General features: G+C 71.1%; 13 protein-coding genes. 6 read left to right on the top strand and 7 right to left on the bottom strand.

Annotation, left to right across the window (positions count from 1 at the left end):
* Window positions 1-237 precede the first annotated feature (237 nt).
* The 5 genes from ACWC97_RS14060 to ACWC97_RS14040 all read left to right on the top strand — a co-directional run bounded on the left by ACWC97_RS14060 (window position 238) and on the right by ACWC97_RS14040 (window position 5431).
* Window positions 238-591, top strand: coding sequence for a hypothetical protein (locus ACWC97_RS14060; RefSeq protein ID WP_352274919.1), 354 nt, complete (start codon window positions 238-240; stop codon window positions 589-591).
* Between the two features lie 246 nt (window positions 592-837).
* Window positions 838-1497 carry a hypothetical protein gene (locus tag ACWC97_RS14055; protein WP_450649373.1) on the top strand — a complete coding sequence of 220 codons (660 nt, stop codon included), beginning with the start codon at window positions 838-840 and terminating at the stop codon, window positions 1495-1497.
* A gap of 55 nt (window positions 1498-1552) precedes the next feature.
* Window positions 1553-2371, top strand: a complete 819-nt coding sequence (locus ACWC97_RS14050; RefSeq protein WP_352274917.1) for a thioredoxin domain-containing protein — start codon at window positions 1553-1555, stop codon at window positions 2369-2371.
* Between the two features lie 98 nt (window positions 2372-2469).
* Window positions 2470-4143, top strand: coding sequence for an alkaline phosphatase D family protein (locus tag ACWC97_RS14045; RefSeq protein WP_450649371.1), 1674 nt, complete (start codon window positions 2470-2472; stop codon window positions 4141-4143).
* Between the two features lie 325 nt (window positions 4144-4468).
* Window positions 4469-5431, top strand: coding sequence for a zinc metalloprotease (locus ACWC97_RS14040; RefSeq protein ID WP_352275099.1), 963 nt, complete (start codon window positions 4469-4471; stop codon window positions 5429-5431).
* Window positions 5432-5491: 60 nt separating this feature from the next.
* On the opposite strand, the gene ACWC97_RS14035 is transcribed toward ACWC97_RS14040, so the two are convergent.
* The 6 genes from ACWC97_RS14035 to ACWC97_RS14010 all read right to left on the bottom strand — a co-directional run bounded on the left by ACWC97_RS14035 (window position 5492) and on the right by ACWC97_RS14010 (window position 10669).
* Window positions 5492-6070 carry a dienelactone hydrolase family protein gene (locus tag ACWC97_RS14035; protein ID WP_352274915.1) on the bottom strand — a complete coding sequence of 193 codons (579 nt, stop codon included), beginning with the start codon at window positions 6068-6070 and terminating at the stop codon, window positions 5492-5494.
* Window positions 6071-6087: 17 nt separating this feature from the next.
* The gene (locus ACWC97_RS14030; RefSeq protein WP_352274914.1) at window positions 6088-7674 is read right to left on the bottom strand and encodes a Na+/H+ antiporter; all 1587 of its coding nucleotides are present in this window, start codon (window positions 7672-7674) and stop codon (window positions 6088-6090) included.
* 179 nt (window positions 7675-7853) lie between these two features.
* Entirely contained in the window at window positions 7854-8336 is a 483-nt protein-coding gene (locus tag ACWC97_RS14025) for a GNAT family N-acetyltransferase (RefSeq protein WP_352274913.1), read from the bottom strand.
* A complete protein-coding gene (locus ACWC97_RS14020; RefSeq protein WP_352274912.1) occupies window positions 8333-9274 on the bottom strand; it encodes an RluA family pseudouridine synthase in 942 nt (313 codons plus the stop codon). Before ACWC97_RS14020 ends, ACWC97_RS14025 begins: the two co-directional genes overlap by 4 nt.
* Before the next feature lie 23 nt (window positions 9275-9297).
* Complete coding sequence (lspA, locus tag ACWC97_RS14015; RefSeq protein WP_450649368.1) at window positions 9298-9900, bottom strand: signal peptidase II; 603 nt, start codon at window positions 9898-9900, stop codon at window positions 9298-9300.
* A 58-nt stretch (window positions 9901-9958) separates the two neighbouring features.
* Complete coding sequence (locus ACWC97_RS14010; protein WP_352274910.1) at window positions 9959-10669, bottom strand: TraR/DksA family transcriptional regulator; 711 nt, start codon at window positions 10667-10669, stop codon at window positions 9959-9961.
* 528 nt (window positions 10670-11197) lie between these two features.
* Here ACWC97_RS14010 and ileS point away from each other — a divergent pair.
* Window positions 11198-14347: an isoleucine--tRNA ligase gene (gene ileS, locus ACWC97_RS14005; RefSeq protein WP_450649365.1), complete on the top strand. Its 3150-nt coding sequence runs from the start codon at window positions 11198-11200 to the stop codon at window positions 14345-14347.
* A 175-nt stretch (window positions 14348-14522) separates the two neighbouring features.
* On the opposite strand, the gene ACWC97_RS14000 is transcribed toward ileS, so the two are convergent.
* Window positions 14523-15653, bottom strand: a complete 1131-nt coding sequence (locus ACWC97_RS14000) for a DivIVA domain-containing protein (protein WP_352274908.1) — start codon at window positions 15651-15653, stop codon at window positions 14523-14525.
* Between the last annotated feature and the right edge of the window lie 37 nt (window positions 15654-15690).

Here is a 15690-nt window from a genome sequence, read left to right as displayed (position 1 = left end):
CGTGGAAGTCTACGTCTCCGGGCGGCCGGACGAGGGGGCTCGCCGACCACGGTCACACACGGTCGCCGTGATGGACGTCACCGCGACAAAACACGACACCCCGCACCATCCCCCTCGGGAATATGGCGATTTTCCTGAATCCTCATTCCCGCCCGCATCCGTTAACCCATTGCCCCGCCTCCCGACAGGCGTTAGCATCCCCTCGTTCCGAAATAGTGAAGGAAATCGGTGGGGGATATGAACGTCAAGAAGGCTCTGGTTTCGATAGCCGCCACGACCGCGGTCCTGGGGGGCTTCACCATCGGTACCGCGTCGTCCGCGAGCGCCGCCGGCTACGGCTGCGGGAGCGTCGGCCACAACAACTCCGACGCCGTCCACAAGGTCGTGGTCGGCCACCTGCGCAACGGACCTGCCGAAACGTGCGCCCAGACCCTTTCGGTGGCGCCCGGCACCACGTTCTACGCCTGGTGCGGCGTCTACAACAAGTACGGGAACCTCTGGGTGTACGGACGCCTGGCCGGGGGCGAGACGAAGGGCTGGATCTACTCCAAGAACCTGACCCTGGAATCCGGTTCCGTAAAGATTTGCTGACCCGCCCCCGGAAAAGGCCCGCCCGAATAAGGGCGGGCCTTTTCCAATTCCGCATCCTTGATTCACGCCGTAATGCACACGGGTTTCGATCCGCGTCTCCCGCGCATCGGCGCCACCCCGGACGCGACACGACTTCACACCTCCCAGACATCGGTAATTTCGGCGATTTCAGCCACGATCCGGGCAACCGAATCCCTACCGCCGGGCCCTCTGTCCTCCGGGAACCGGCATGGCAGAATTACCGCGATGGACACGCAGACGACCGGCCTCCGGGCGGCACGGGCAGCGCTCTTCACCGCGCTGTGCCTCACGCTGTCCACGGGCGCCCACGTCCTGCTCTCCTCGGTACCGCTGCCCCTGTCGCTGATCGCGCCGATCGGCGTGGCCGTCTTCGTACTGGCCTTCGCCCTGGCGGGTGGGCGCGAGCGGGGCTTCTGGCCCATCGCCGCGCTGCTCGTCCCGCTCGAACTCGCGGCGGACACGGTGTTCACCAGCGGCCAGCACGCCTGCTACGGCCCGGAGGGCGGGCCCGTGGCGGGGTCGTTGCGGTCCATGGGCTGGGACCTGATCTGCGGCGGCGAACCGCTCGGTACGCCGTTGACGCATGTCGCCGCGCCCGGCGCCGGTTCCGCGTCGGCGACCCCCTGGCTGCTGCTCGCCGCCCACGTCTCGGTCGGGCTCCTCGCGGCGGCCTGGTTGTGGCGCGGCGAGGTGGCGCTCGCCCGGCTGCTGCGCGCGGTGGCCGCCGCCACGTTCCGGCCGCTGCTGATCGCCGTCGCCGCGGTCACGGCCCGCCGGGAGCCCGCCCGGCTCCGCCCGCGCCCGGCACCGCGCGCGCCCGTCCTGCGCGGCCGCCTCCTCGCGTACTCCGTCGGTCTGCGCGGACCGCCCTGCCGGGTCCGCTGACCCCCGAGCACGGCAGTCCCACCCCTTCACCAGATCCACGGAGAGTCGATCCATCATGAGCAAGCGCAACACTCAGCAGGCGAAGACCGCGGCCCGTGAGCGGCTGCGTGCCGAACGCGAGCGCCAGGCCAAGCGGGACAAGACGCGGCGGCAGGCCATAGTCGCCGGTTCGGTCGTCGCCGTCCTGGCGATAGCCGGCGGCGCGGGCTACCTGGTGATGCAGAGCCTCAAGCCCTCCCAGTGGGAGGCCGCGAAGGACAAGGCGCTGGTCGCCCCCAAGAACACCACCGGCAAGAACCACACGACGGTCACCCTCGGCGAGGAGACCGCCAAGAAGACGATCATCGCGTACGAGGACCCGCGCTGCCCCATCTGCGCCACGTTCGAGCAGACGATCGGCCCGACGATCACGAAGGACCTGAAGGACGGCAAGTACAAGGTCCAGTACGTGGGTGCCACCTTCCTCGACAACAACCTCCCCGGCGAGGGCTCCCGCAACGCGCTCAGCGCGCTCGGCGCCGCCCTCAACGTCTCCAAGGACGCCTTCTCCTCCTACAAGGAGGCCCTCTACTCGGCGAAGTACCACCCCGAGGAGACGGACGACAAGTTCAAGGACGACTCGTACCTCATCGAGATCGCGGACACCGTCTCCGAGCTCAAGAACAACAAGACGTTCCAGAAGGACGTGAAGGACGGCACCTTCGATCGCTGGGCGATCGAGATGTCGAAGAACTTCAACGACAACAAGTACGACGTCCAAGGCACCCCGTCCTTCGTCATGGACGGCAAGAAGATCACCGGTCCGGACGGCAAGAACGCGCCGATGACCGTCGAGGACTGGAACACCGCCGTCGACAAGGCCCTGAAGGGCTGACACGGCACGCGGGAGCGTAAGGACGCGACGCGAAAGAGCGGGTGAACTCTTCGGATTCACCCGCTCTTTGAGCGTACTAGTCAGTAGTCTGATCGCCTGTGACCAGTCGCATACCTTCAGACGCCAGGCCGGACCGCTCCGGCCCCCACGCCCCGCGCCGTCGCACGGTCGTCAAGGCCGCCGCGGTCGGCGCCGTGCTCGCCGCCCCGCTCCTCTCGGCGGCCACCGCGCACGCCTCCGACGACGACCCCGCCTTCCTGCACGGCGTCGCCTCCGGCGACCCGCTGCCCGACGGCATCCTGCTCTGGACCCGGGTGACGCCGGACGCGACGGCGGTCCCCGGCTCGGGCAACGGCCCCGACGTGCGGGTGGACTGGGAGATCGCCCAGGACAAGGAGTTCCGTACGGTCGTGGCCCGCGGGACGGCCACCGCGAGCGCCGCCCACGACCACACCGTGAAGGCGGACGTGCGGGGGCTCGCCCCGGCGAGCACGTACTACTACCGCTTCGCGGCGGGCACCGTCCTCTCCCCCGTGGGCCGCACCCGGACGGCCCCGGCGGCCGGCGCCGCGACGCCCGGGGTGCGGTTCGGCGTGGTCTCCTGCGCCAACTGGGAGGCCGGTTACTTCTCCCCCTACCGCCACCTCGCCGCCCGCGCGGACCTCGACGCGGTCCTCCACCTCGGCGACTACATCTACGAGTACGCCTCCGGCGGCTACCCGGCGGCGAAGTACACCGTGCGGCCGCACGAGCCGAGGCACGAGATCCTCACCCTCGCCGACTACCGGCTCCGGCACGCCACGTACAAGACGGACGCCGATCTCCAGGAGCTGCACGCGGTCCACCCGGTCATCGCGATCTGGGACGACCACGAGTTCGCCAACGACGCCTGGTCGGGCGGGGCCGAGAACCACACCCCGGGGACGGAGGGCGCCTGGGCGGACCGGGTGGCCGCCGCCAAGCAGGCGTACTTCGAGTGGATGCCGGTCCGCGCCTCCACCGAGGGCACCGTCTACCGGCGGCTGCGCTTCGGCAGGCTCGCCGAGCTGCATCTCCTGGACCTGCGCAGCTTCCGCTCCCAGCAGGCGTCGATCGGCAGCGGCGCGGTCGACGACCCGGAGCGCACCATCACCGGCCGGGCGCAGCTCGACTGGCTGAAGTCGGGGCTGGCCGCGTCGGACGCGGCCTGGAAGCTGGTCGGCACCTCGGTGATGATCTCGCCGGTCGCCTTCGGCTCCCTGCCCGCCGAGCTGCTGGCACCGCTGGCCAAACTGCTCGGCCTGCCCCAGGAGGGGCTGGCCGTCAACGTCGACCAGTGGGACGGCTACACCGACGACCGCAAGGAGCTGATCGCCCACCTGCGGGACCGGTCGATCACCAACACGGTCTTCCTGACCGGTGACATCCACATGGCGTGGGCCAACGACGTGCCGGTGAAGGCGGCGACGTATCCGCTCTCCGCCTCGGCCGCCACGGAGTTCGTGGTGACGTCGGTGACCTCGGACAACATCGACGACATCCTGCACGTGGCCCCGCAGACCGTCTCGCTGGTCGCGGCCGCGGCGGTCAAGGCCGCCAACCGCCACGTGAAGTGGGTCGACATGGACTCGCACGGCTACGGGGTCCTCGACGTGACCGCCGAGCGCTCGCAGATGGACTACTACGCCGTCTCCGACCGGACGAAGCGGGACGCCACCGCCACGTGGATGCGCTCGTACCGGACGCTCAACGGAACGCAGAAGGTCGAGCGGGTGAACAGCCCGGTGCTCTGAGGAATCACTTTCGGCCACCCCGTCATTCACTGACGGTTCATCACATCACTACGGCGGGTGGCGTGTTCCGGGCCCCAAAGGGGACACACCACCCGCCGGGGTGACTCCCGCGCACGCACCGCCGCCCCAAACTCCTGGACCGCCGAAAAGATTCGTCCTGGTTCCACCCCTTTGACACGTGCCGGATCGGGCTTGATCATTCCTCTTCCAGGAATGACATGCACACGTAATCTCCTGGTGGCGGGCGAGGGCCCGCCTCACCCTCACACCCGGAGGAGTCCCCGTGCGCGCTCTCGGCCGTATATCGCCGCGTCTGCGAAACCGGATGCTCGGCACCGCCGCCCTGGCCGGAACCCTGGCCCTGGCACCGCTCACCGCCCCGTCCGGCGCCTCCGCCTCGGCGGCTCCGACGGCCGCCCGGACGTCCGCCGCCCAGAAGTGCGCGGACGGTACGAGCGCGGGCACGAGCGCCACGGCGCGCGAGGCCCGCCCCTCGGGCAAGGCGCACGCCGCCGACCCCAACGAGGTGACGCCGGCCCGTGCCAAGGCCATGGAGGAGCAGCTGAAGCAGAGACTCGCGGAGCGCCGGACGAGCGGCCCCGCGCTCGCCGCGGGCGCGACCATCCCGGTCTACTTCCACGTCATCCACTCCGGGACGACCGGAAAGCTCAGCGCGTCCGCGATCAGCAACCAGATGAACGTGCTGAACGCCGCCTACGCCGGACAGGGCTCGGGCAACACCAGCACCGGCTTCCAGTTCACGCTGGCCGGCACGGACTACACGGACAACAGCACCTGGTACAACGTCTCCCCGGACACCACCACCGAGAAGACCATGAAGTCCGCGCTGCGCAAGGGCGGGGCGAACGCGCTCAACATCTACACCGCCAACCTCGGCGGCGGGCTGCTGGGCTGGGCCACCTTCCCCAGCTCCTACAAGTCCAGCCCCTCGAACGACGGGGTGGTCATCCTCGACGCCTCGCTGCCCGGCGGCTCCGCCACCAACTACAACCAGGGCGACACCGCCACCCACGAGGTCGGCCACTGGATGGGTCTGTACCACACCTTCCAGGGCGGCTGTAACGGCAACGGCGACTACGTGGCCGACACCCCGGCCGAGGCGAGCCCCGCGTACGAGTGCCCCACCGGCCGCGACTCCTGCACCACCAAGACCGGGCTCGACCCGATCCACAACTTCATGGACTACACCTACGACTCGTGCATGACCCAGTTCACCCCGGGCCAGGTCCAGCGGATGAGCGACAGCTGGACCGCCTACCGCGGCTGACCCCGCGCGGCGTACGGCACGAAGGGCCCCGCGGCCGACACCGCGGGGCCCTTCCGCCGTCTACAGGGTGGCGAGGAAGCCGAGCCCGACCTTCCAGGCCAGCTCGGCCGACGCCTGGTCGAAGTCCGGGAGTTCGGGATCGGTGAAGAGGTGGCCGGCGCCCGGGTAGCGGTAGATCTCGACGTCGGCGCCGGTCCGCTGCATCCCGAGGTACCAGGAGTTCAGCCAGTCGTGCGTCTCGAACGGGTCCGGGTCCGCGACGTGCAGCTGTACGGGCAGCTCGTCCACCGAGGCGTTCTCGGCGATGTCCGAGGTGCCGTGGAACATCAGCAGGCCGCGCGCCTTCTCGTCGCCGAGCGCCAGGGTCTGCGCGGTCGAGGCGCCGAAGGAGAAGCCCGCGTAGACCAGGCCGCGGTCCGAGTAGGGCGCGGCGGCCAGCACGGCCCGCCTCAGCAACTCGTCCTTGCCCACCTCTTCCTTGAAGGCCAGCCCCTTCTCGGCGGTGTCGAAGGTGCGCCCCTCGAACAGGTCGGGCACCTGCACCTCGTGTCCGGCGGCGCGCAGCCGGTCGGCCGCCGCGTGCACCGCGGGGCGCAGCCCGTACGTCGAGTGGAAAAGGATGATGTTCATGAGGTCCATGGTGCCAGCCGGCCGGCTCAGCGCAGGCTGCGGACGTCCAGCTGCCGCAGGACCCGGTCGACGATCTCCGGGTCCGATCCCGCTTCGTTGCGGGCCGACAGCACCGCGTGGCGGGCGGCCGACATCATCTCCCGCTGGACCCGGCTGATCGCCCGGAAGCGCTCGGCCCGCTGGGCGTAGGCCTCGCGCCGCTCGTCGTCGACCATGTCGGGGCTGATCCGCGCCCCCATGTCGTAAGCGAGCCGCTGGAGCCGCTCGGTGACCTCGTCCGGGAACTCCTCGACCTCCTGGATCTCCTTCAGGCGCTGCTTGGCGGCCCTGGCGGCGCGGATCGCGAGCTCCTTCTCCAGCGCCTCCTCGGCGTCGGTGTCGGCCTTGACCCGGAGCTTGCGGACCAGCCAGGGCAGGCTGAGCCCCTGGACGACGAGGGTGGCCATGATCACGGCGAAGGCGATGAAGACGATCTCGTCCCGGCCCGGGAAGGGCTTCCCGTCGTCGGTCGTCAGCGGGATCGCCAGCGCCAGCGCGACCGAGGCCACCCCGCGCATCCCGGACCACCACATGACGACGGTCTCCCGCCAGCTGGTGGGGATCTCCTCGCTGACGTCGCGCCGGGTGTGCAGCCGCTTGGCCAGCCAGGTGGCGGGCAGCAGGTACAGCAGCCGTACGCCGACGACCACCACGACCACGGCGAGCCCCCAGCCCAGCATCTCCAGCTCGCGGCCGTCGGCCGTCCCGAAGACGTTGTGCAGTTCGAGACCGATCAGCCCGAAGGCGATCCCGGTGACCAGGGTGTCGACGATCTCCCAGAAGGTACGGCCGGTGAGCCGCCCGAGGACGTCGTCGGCGTCGGCGGTGTGCTCGGCGAGGAAGAGCGCGGTGGTGAGGACGGCGAGCACGCCCGAGCCCATCAGCTCCTCGGCGAGGACGTAGCTGACGAACGGCACCAGCAGCGTGAGGCCGACCTGGAGCGTGGCATCGCCCAGCATCCCCATCAGCTTGATGGTCAGCCAGCCGAGCACCAGCCCCACCACCACGGCCACCACGGCGGAGAGGATCAGCAGCCCGAAGGCCTCCGGCAGCGAGAAGCTCCCGCTCACCGCCGCGGCGATCGCCACGTGGTAGAGCACGATCGCGGTGACGTCGTTGAACAGCCCCTCGCCCTCCAGGATGGAGACGAGCCGGCGCGGCAGCCCGACCGAACCGGCGACGGCCGTCGCGGCGATCGGGTCGGGCGGGGCGACGAGCGCGCCGAGCGCCACGGCGGCCGCGATGGGCAGCCCGGGGACTATCGCGTTGGCGACGGCGGCGACAGCCGCGGTGGTGACGAAGACCAGCGCCACGGCCAGCAGAAAGATCGGGCGTTTATTGGCGGCGAACTGCCGCCAGGAGGTCCGCTGCACCGAGGCGTAGAGCAGCGGTGGCAGCAGCGCCGGAAGAATGATCTCCGGCGGGATGTCCACGTTCGGCACGAAGCTGAGGAAGGCCAGCCCGACCCCGAAGAGCGTCATCAGCACCGGCGCGGGAAGCCCGAGGCGCTGGCCCAGGGGGACCGTGACCACAGCCCCGAGCAAGAGCAGGAGGAGCAGCGCCATTTGGTCCACGGGATGCCTTCCGGAGCGCGGCGCGCCGATCCGGGTGATCGACGGACGGGGACCACAGCCTGTCACGCAAGCTGGGCAATCCAGACAACACCCCCCTCGTCCCCACCCCGCGACCGTCACTCCTCCGATGTCCGCGGGGTCGGTGACGCCGCCACGGGAAGAGCCGGGCCGGCGCCCGGTCAGTCCCGCAGGGTGCGGCGCATCGCCCGGTGCGGCATGCCCGCGTCCGGGAACTCGGGGCCGTACGCCACGTAGCCGAGGCGCTCGTAGAAGCCGAGGGCATGGGTCTGGGCGTGCAGGTCCACGGCGTCCAGACCCAGCCCGCGGGCCGCGTCCTCGATCGCCCGCACCAGCGCCGCGCCGACCCCGAGGCCGCGCGCGGCCCTGATCACCGCGAGCCTGCCGAGCGAGCCGACCCCGGCGTCGCCGCCGGTCCTCGCCGCGGCCGCGGGGCCGTGCAGCAGCCGGCCGGTGCCCAGCGGACCGCCGTCCGCCGCGACGGCCAGCACATGCAGGGCGCCCGCGTCGTACGCGTCGTACTCGATCTCCTCCGGCACCTCCTGCTCGCCGACGAAGACCTCCTTGCGGACCTGGAAGCAGGCCGCCAGATCCTGCTCCCCGACGGCGGTACGGGTGGTGAACGGCTCCGGACCGGTGGTCACCGGCTCTCCGCCGCGATGGTGTCCAGGGCGTGCTGGAGGTCGGCGGGGTAGTCGCTGCCGAACTCCACCCAGCTCCCGTCGGACGGGTGCTCGAAGCCGAGCCGGACGGCGTGCAGCCACTGCCGGGTCAGGCCGAGGCGCTTGGCCATCGTCGGGTCGGCGCCGTAGGTGAGGTCACCGACGCAGGGGTGCCGGTGGGCGGCCATGTGCACCCGGATCTGGTGGGTGCGGCCGGTCTCCAGCTTGATGTCCAGGAGGCTGGCGGAGCGGTACGCCTCGATGAGGTCGTAGTGGGTCACGGAGGGCTTGCCCTCGGCCGTGACGGCCCACTTGTAGTCGTGGTTGGGGTGGCGCCCGATGGGGGCGTCGATGGTGCCGCTCATCGGGTCGGGATGGCCCTGCACCAGCGCGTTGTACTTCTTCTCCACGACCCGGTCGCGGAACTGCGCCTTCAGCAGCGTGTAGGCCCGCTCGGACTTGGCGACGACCATCAGGCCGGAGGTGCCGACGTCCAGGCGGTGGACGATGCCCTGGCGCTCGGCGGCGCCGGAGGTGGAGATCCGGTACCCGGCGGCGGCCAGACCCCCGATGACGGTCGTGCCCGTCCAGCCGGGGCTGGGATGGGCCGCGACGCCGACCGGCTTCACGATCACGACGATGTCGTCGTCGTCGTGGACGATCTCCATGCCCTCGACGGGCTCGGCGACGATCTGCACCGGAGCGGCGGCCTGCGGCATCTCGACCTCCAGCCAGGCACCGCCCCGCACCCGCTCGGACTTCCCGACCACCGAGCCGTCCACCTGCACCTTCCCCGAGGCCGCCAGTTCGGCGGCCTTGGTGCGGGAGAAGCCGAACATGCGGGAGATGGCGGCGTCGACGCGCTCGCCCTCCAGGCCGTCGGGTACGGGCAGCGTGCGGACCTCGGGATACGTACTCACCTGTCGAGTATGCCTTGGACCGCTCAGTCCTTGTGCACGGTCCCGTCGGGGTCCAGGCCCTTGAAGGAGAGGATCACGATCAGGACGCCGCCGCAGCAGATCGCGGAGTCGGCGAGGTTGAACACGGCGAAGTGCGCCGGCGCGATGAAGTCCACCACCGCGCCCCGGAAGACGCCCGGCGACCGGAAGATCCGGTCGGTGAGGTTGCCGAGCGCGCCGCCGAGCAGCAGCCCGAGCGCGATGGCCCAGGGCAGGCTGTAGAGCTTGCGGGCGAGCCGGGAGATCACGACGATCACCACCGCCGCGATGCAGGTGAAGATGACCGTGTACGCCTCGCCCATGCTGAACGCGGCACCGGAGTTGCGGATCGCGGTGAACTGGAGCCAGTCGCCGATGACCTTCACCGGCTCGTGGTGCTCCAGCTTGGCGACCACGATCATCTTGCTGATCAGGTCGAGGAGGTAGGCGAGGACGGCCACGACGGCCAGCGCCATGATCTTCCGCCGGCCCCGGGCCGGAGCGGCCTCACCGGCCCGTGCCTCGGACCGCTCCGCGTCCCCGTCCCCCTCGGTCCCCGCAGCATCGGGGATGTCCGGCGTACCGATGATGCGCTCCGCCTCTGCCACGTGAGCCCCTCGACCTAGGTTCCTGACTGAGGACGAGGGTACGGCACACCGCCGCGGATCAGCCGCGTCGCTCCTGCTTCTGCTTGTCCTCGACACAGAGCGTGGCACGCGGGAACGCCTGCATCCGCGCCTTGCCGATCGGCTTGCCGCAGATCTCGCAGAGCCCGTACGTCCCGGCGTCGAGCCGGGCCAGGGCCCGCTCGGTCTGGTCCAGCATCTCCCGGGCGTTGGCGGCGAGCGACATCTCGTGCTCGCGGGTGATGTTCTTGGTGCCGGTGTCCGCCTCGTCGTCGCCCGCCCCGTCGCCGGAGTCGCGCATCAGGCCGGCGAGGGCGGCACCGGCGGCCTCCAGCTCGCTGCGCAGCCGCAGGGCCTCGCTGCTGAGCACGGCACGCGCCTCGGCGACCTCCTCCGGGGTCCAGGGATCCTCGCCGGGCCGGACCGCCAGCTCGCCGGGGACGACCCCGCGGGCCGGGGGGACGGGCGCCGTGTCCGTACCGGCCGTACGGGTCCGGGCCGCGCTCTTCTTGGCTGCCACCGTGTGGTCTCCCGTCTTTCCGGCGGCTGCGGCCGCCTCCTCGGCCGCGGGCGCGGCCTTCTTCGACGCCTTCCCCGGCGTGCTCTTCCTCGCGGCCGCCTTCTTCGCCGACGCCTTGCGGGCCGTCGGTTCCCCGGCCGCGGACCGCTTCGCCGCGCTCTTGCTCCCGGCCGCCGCGCCCGTGGACCCGGTCGACGCCGTCTTCTCTGCGGCGGTCTTCTTCGCCACCATGGCCGCGGCCCCTTCACATATTGTGATCTTGCACGCGAATCGTGCTGGGACGATAAATCGGCCCCAGCGCCGCGGCAACGGGGCACGCCGCCGAACCACCCCTCCCCACGCCCTCGGTCCGCCCCGCCCCCATCCGTTGTGCCCAGCTCACCGGCGGGTAATCCGCCCTCCGGACCCCGCGCCCCGGCACCGGACCATTCGGGTCATGTCCGGGCCCCCGGAAAATCCGGTCGGCCCCCGCCCGCACGGGCCCGTACACTGGGGCCAGCGAGAGGCGTGGATGGGACGAGTAGCGTCGTACGCAGCCAGGAGCGACCCGGGGACGGTGGAAGCCCGGGGGCGAGCGCGTCGTGAAGATCACCCGGAGCCGCCGGAAGAACGCCGCACGGCAAGTAGAACCGGCCTCGCGACCCCAATGAGGGGGCAACGGGCGCATGCCCGGGGCCAAGGAGGGTGGTACCGCGGGAGCCGACGAGGCCCTCGTCCCTCCGACGGAAGTGGAAAACGTCCGCCGGAGGAAGTCCGCCCATGACATCGCCGCAGTACCGCCAGGTACCCGCCCAGGTCGACCTGCCCGCGCTGGAGCACACCGTGCTCGATTTCTGGCGCGACAACAAGGTCTTCGCCAAGAGCCTCGAACAGTCCGAGGGCCGCCCCGAGTGGGTCTTCTACGAGGGCCCGCCCACCGCCAACGGCATGCCGGGCGCCCACCACATCGAGGCCCGCGTCTTCAAGGACGTCTTCCCCCGCTTCCGCACCATGCAGGGCTACCACGTGGCCCGCAAGGCCGGCTGGGACTGCCACGGCCTGCCGGTCGAGCTCGCGGTCGAGAAGGAACTGGGCTTCAACGGCAAGAAGGACATCGAGGCGTACGGCATCGCCGAGTTCAACGCCAAGTGCCGCGAGTCCGTGACCCGGCACACCGACGCGTTCACCGAGCTCACGACCCGGATGGGCTACTGGGTCGACCTCGACGACGCGTACCGCACGATGGACCCCGAGTACGTCGAGTCGGTGTGGTGGTCGCTGAAGGAGATCTTCAACAAGGGCCTGCTGGTCCAGGACCACCGGGTCGCCCCCTGGTGCCCCCGCTGCGGCACCGGCCTCTCCGACCACGAGCTGGCCCAGGGCTACGAGACGGTCGTCGACCCCTCGGTCTTCGTCCGCTTCCCGCTCACCTCCGGCCCGCTCGCCGGCACCGCCTCGCTGCTGGTCTGGACGACCACCCCCTGGACGCTGGTCTCCAACACCGCCGTGGCCGCCCACCCCGAGGTCACCTACGTCGTCGCGACCAACGGCGAGGAGAAGCTGGTCGTCGCCCAGCCGCTCGTCGAGAAGGCCCTGGGCGAGGGGTGGGAGACCACCGGCGAGACCTTCACCGGCCGCGAGATGGAGCGCTGGAACTACGAGCGCCCCTTCGAGCTGGTCGACTTCCCCGCCGAGGCGCACTACGTCGTCAACGCCGAGTACGTGACCACCGAGGACGGCACGGGTCTGGTCCACCAGTCCCCCGCCTTCGGCGCCGACGACCTCCTGGTCTGCAAGGCGTACGGCCTCCCGGTGGTGAACCCGGTCCGCCCCGACGGCACCTTCGAGGAGGCGCTGCCGCTGGTCGGCGGGGTCTTCTTCAAGAAGGCCGACGAGATCCTCACCGAGGACCTGGACGCCCGGGGCAGGCTCTTCCGGCACGTCCCGTACGAGCACAGCTACCCGCACTGCTGGCGCTGCCACACCGCGCTGCTCTACTACGCGCAGCCGTCCTGGTACATCCGCACGACCGCGGTCAAGGAGCGGCTGCTCCAGGAGAACGAGAAGACCAACTGGTTCCCGGACTCGGTCAAGCACGGCCGCTTCGGCGACTGGCTGACCAACAACGTCGACTGGGCCCTGTCCCGCAACCGCTACTGGGGCACCCCGCTGCCCATCTGGCGCTGCGAGGACGGCCACCTGACGTGCGTGGGCTCCCGCGCCGAGCTGGGCGAGCTGACCGGCACCGACCTCTCGGGGCTGGACCCGCACCGCCCGTTCATCGACGAGGTCACGTTCACCTGCTCCCACGAGAACTGCCAACTGGAGGCGTACCGCGTCCCCGAGGTCATCGACGCCTGGTACGACTCGGGCTCGATGCCGTTCGCGCAGTGGGGCTACCCGTACAAGAACAAGGAGCTCTTCGAGTCCCGCTACCCGGCGCAGTTCATCTCGGAGGCGATCGACCAGACCCGCGGCTGGTTCTACACGCTGATGGCGGTCGGCACCCTGGTCTTCGACAAGTCCAGTTACGAGAACGTGGTGTGCCTGGGCCACATCCTCGCCGAGGACGGCCGCAAGATGTCCAAGCACCTGGGCAACATCCTCCAGCCCATCCCGCTCATGGACCAGCACGGCGCCGACGCGGTGCGCTGGTTCATGGCCGCCGGCGGCTCCCCCTGGGCGGCCCGCCGCGTCGGCCACGGCACCATCCAGGAAGTCGTTCGCAAGACGCTCCTCACCTACTGGAACACGGTCGCCTTCCAGGCCCTTTACGCCCGCACGTCCGACTGGGCGCCGTCCGCGGCCGACCCGGCCCCGGCGGACCGCACGGTCCTGGACCGCTGGCTGCTGAGCGAGCTGAACACCCTGGTCGACCAGGTCACGCAGGCCCTGGAGGGATACGACACCCAGCGCGCCGGCAAGCTGCTGTCCGCCTTCGTCGACGACCTCTCCAACTGGTACGTGCGCCGCTCGCGCCGCCGCTTCTGGCAGGGCGACAAGGCCGCGCTGCGCACCCTGCACGAGGTCGTCGAGACGGTGACCCGGCTGATGGCCCCGCTCACCCCGTTCATCACCGAGCGGGTCTGGCAGGACCTCGTCGTCCCGGTCACCCCGGACGCCCCCGAGTCGGTGCACCTGGCCGGCTGGCCGAAGGCCGACCCGGCGGCGAGCGACCCGGCGCTCTCCGCGCAGATGGCGCTGGTCCGCCGCCTGGTCGAGCTGGGCCGGGCCACCCGCGCCGAGTCCGGCGTCAAGACCCGCCAGCCGCTGTCGCGGGCCCTGGTGGCGGCGAGCGGTTTCGAGGCGCTCTCCCCCGAACTGCGCGCCCAGATCACCGAGGAGCTGAACGTCTCCTCGCTGGCCTCCCTCTCCGAGGTCGGCGGTTCGCTGGTCGACACGGTGGCGAAGGCCAACTTCCGGGCGCTCGGCAAGCGCTTCGGCAAGGGCGTCCAGGCGGTCGCCAAGGCGGTCGCGAACGCGGACGCGGCGGCCCTCTCGCTCGCGCTGCGCGAAGGCACGGCCTCGGTCGAGGTGGACGGGGAGACGGTCACCCTCGCCCCCGACGAGGTCATCATCACCGAGACCCCGCGCGAGGGTTGGTCGGTCGCCTCCGACCCGGGCGCCACCGTCGCCCTGGACCTGGAGATCACGCCGGAGCTGCGGCGCGCGGGCCTGGCCCGTGACGCGATCCGGCTGATCCAGGAGGCCCGCAAGAACAGCGGCCTGGACGTCGCCGACCGCATCGCCGTCCGCTGGTCGTCCTCCTCCGAGGCCACGGCCGAGGCGCTGACCGAGCACGCGACCCTGATCGCGGACGAGGTGCTGGCCCTGGACTACGCGCAGGGCGAGGCGGACGGGACGTACGGCGAGCCGTTCGAGGACGAGGGCCTGGCCCTGACGTTCCGGCTGCGGAAGACGGAGCGGTAAGCCGCCCCACCCGCATCGCGAGGGGCCCGTCCGGATCGCTTCCGGGCGGGCCCCTCGCCGTACCCGGCCCCCGTCGGCCCCGCCACGGCGCATGCGAAAGGGCCGGGCCCCGGGGAATCCCCGGGGCCCGGCCCTCAGCCTGCCGACGGCTACGCGCTCAGCGCGCGCACCGGGCTCAGTTGTCGTCCTCGTCGATCAGGAAGCCGCGCATCGGCGAAGGGGCCTGCTGCATCGGCTGCGGCGCCTGCGGCCGCACCGGTGCCATCGGCTGGGTCATCGCCGGGGCCATCTGCTGCTGACCACCGTAGGAGGGAGCTCCGCCCATGGACGGGGCGCCGCCCATCGGCTGGCTGCCGTGGTTGCCACCCATGGAGTGGCCCATGGCACCCGCACCGGCCGGAGCCAGCGAGGGCGACGGCGGCAGCGAAGCGGCCGCCGGGGTCCGCGGCGGGGCCAGCGAGTCGTCCGCCTGGGTCTCCAGCTGACGCAGCTGGCTCTCCAGGTAGGACTTCAGGCGGGTCCGGTACTCGCGCTCGAAGCCGCGCAGGTCCTCGACCTTGCGCTCCAGCGTCGCGCGGGCCGACTCCAGCGAGCCCATCGCCACGCGGTGCTTCTCCTGCGCGTCCCGCTCCAGGGCGTCGGCCTTGGCACGGGCGTCCCGCTCCAGACCCTCGGCGCGGCTGCGGGCCTCGCCGACGATCTTGTTGGCCTCGGAACGGGCCTCCGCGATCGCCTGGTCGGCGGTCTGCTGCGCGAGCGAGAGGACACGGGCGGCGCTGTCGCCACCGGGGCCCTGACCGGGCTGCTGCATCTGCGGCGGCTGCATCTGCTGCATCTGCTGCTGCGGGGCGTGACCGCCCATGGGGCCGCCCATCGGGCCACCCATGGGGCCGCCCTGCATCGGGCCGGGGCCGTGCGGGCCCTGCGGACCGGGGCCGTGCGGGCCCTGGGGACCAGGACCGTGACCACTGGGACCGGCGGGCAGCTGCGGAGCACCACCGGGCAGCTGGGGCGGACCCATCTGCGGCGGCTGCTGCTGGACCGGCGGACCCGATATGGCGGCGGGCACAGGCGCCCCGGGCCGGTCCTGCGGCTCCGGCTTGCGCATGCCCTGCTGCTGGTTCTGCGCGGCGGCACGCGTGGCGGCGGCCAGCTTCGCGCGCAGGTCCTCGTTCTCACGGAGCAGGCGGGTCAGCTCGGACTCGACCTCGTCGAGGAAGGCATCGACCTCGTCCTCGTCATAGCCTTCTCGGAGGCGGACGGTCGTGAACTGCTTGTTCCGCACGTCCTCGGGAGTCAGCGGCATCTCTTCTTCACCTCTACGTAGTCGTCGGCAGTCGGCA

This window comes from Streptomyces sp. NPDC001108 (assembly GCF_053598535.1).
This window is presented reverse-complemented; position numbering and strand designations above follow the sequence as displayed.

What these genes read in the sequence shown, in the direction of transcription:
- ileS (WP_450649365.1), top strand. Translation starts at nt 11,198, where the DNA reads ATGACATCGCCGCAGTACCGCCAGGTACCCGCCCAGGTCGACCTGCCC.
- ACWC97_RS14010 (WP_352274910.1), bottom strand. Translation starts at nt 10,669, where the DNA reads ATGGTGGCGAAGAAGACCGCCGCAGAGAAGACGGCGTCGACCGGGTCC.
- ACWC97_RS14055 (WP_450649373.1), top strand. Translation starts at nt 838, where the DNA reads ATGGACACGCAGACGACCGGCCTCCGGGCGGCACGGGCAGCGCTCTTC.
- ACWC97_RS14000 (WP_352274908.1), bottom strand. Translation starts at nt 15,653, where the DNA reads ATGCCGCTGACTCCCGAGGACGTGCGGAACAAGCAGTTCACGACCGTC.
- ACWC97_RS14035 (WP_352274915.1), bottom strand. Translation starts at nt 6,070, where the DNA reads ATGGACCTCATGAACATCATCCTTTTCCACTCGACGTACGGGCTGCGC.
- ACWC97_RS14050 (WP_352274917.1), top strand. Translation starts at nt 1,553, where the DNA reads ATGAGCAAGCGCAACACTCAGCAGGCGAAGACCGCGGCCCGTGAGCGG.
- ACWC97_RS14040 (WP_352275099.1), top strand. Translation starts at nt 4,469, where the DNA reads ATGCTCGGCACCGCCGCCCTGGCCGGAACCCTGGCCCTGGCACCGCTC.
- ACWC97_RS14060 (WP_352274919.1), top strand. Translation starts at nt 238, where the DNA reads ATGAACGTCAAGAAGGCTCTGGTTTCGATAGCCGCCACGACCGCGGTC.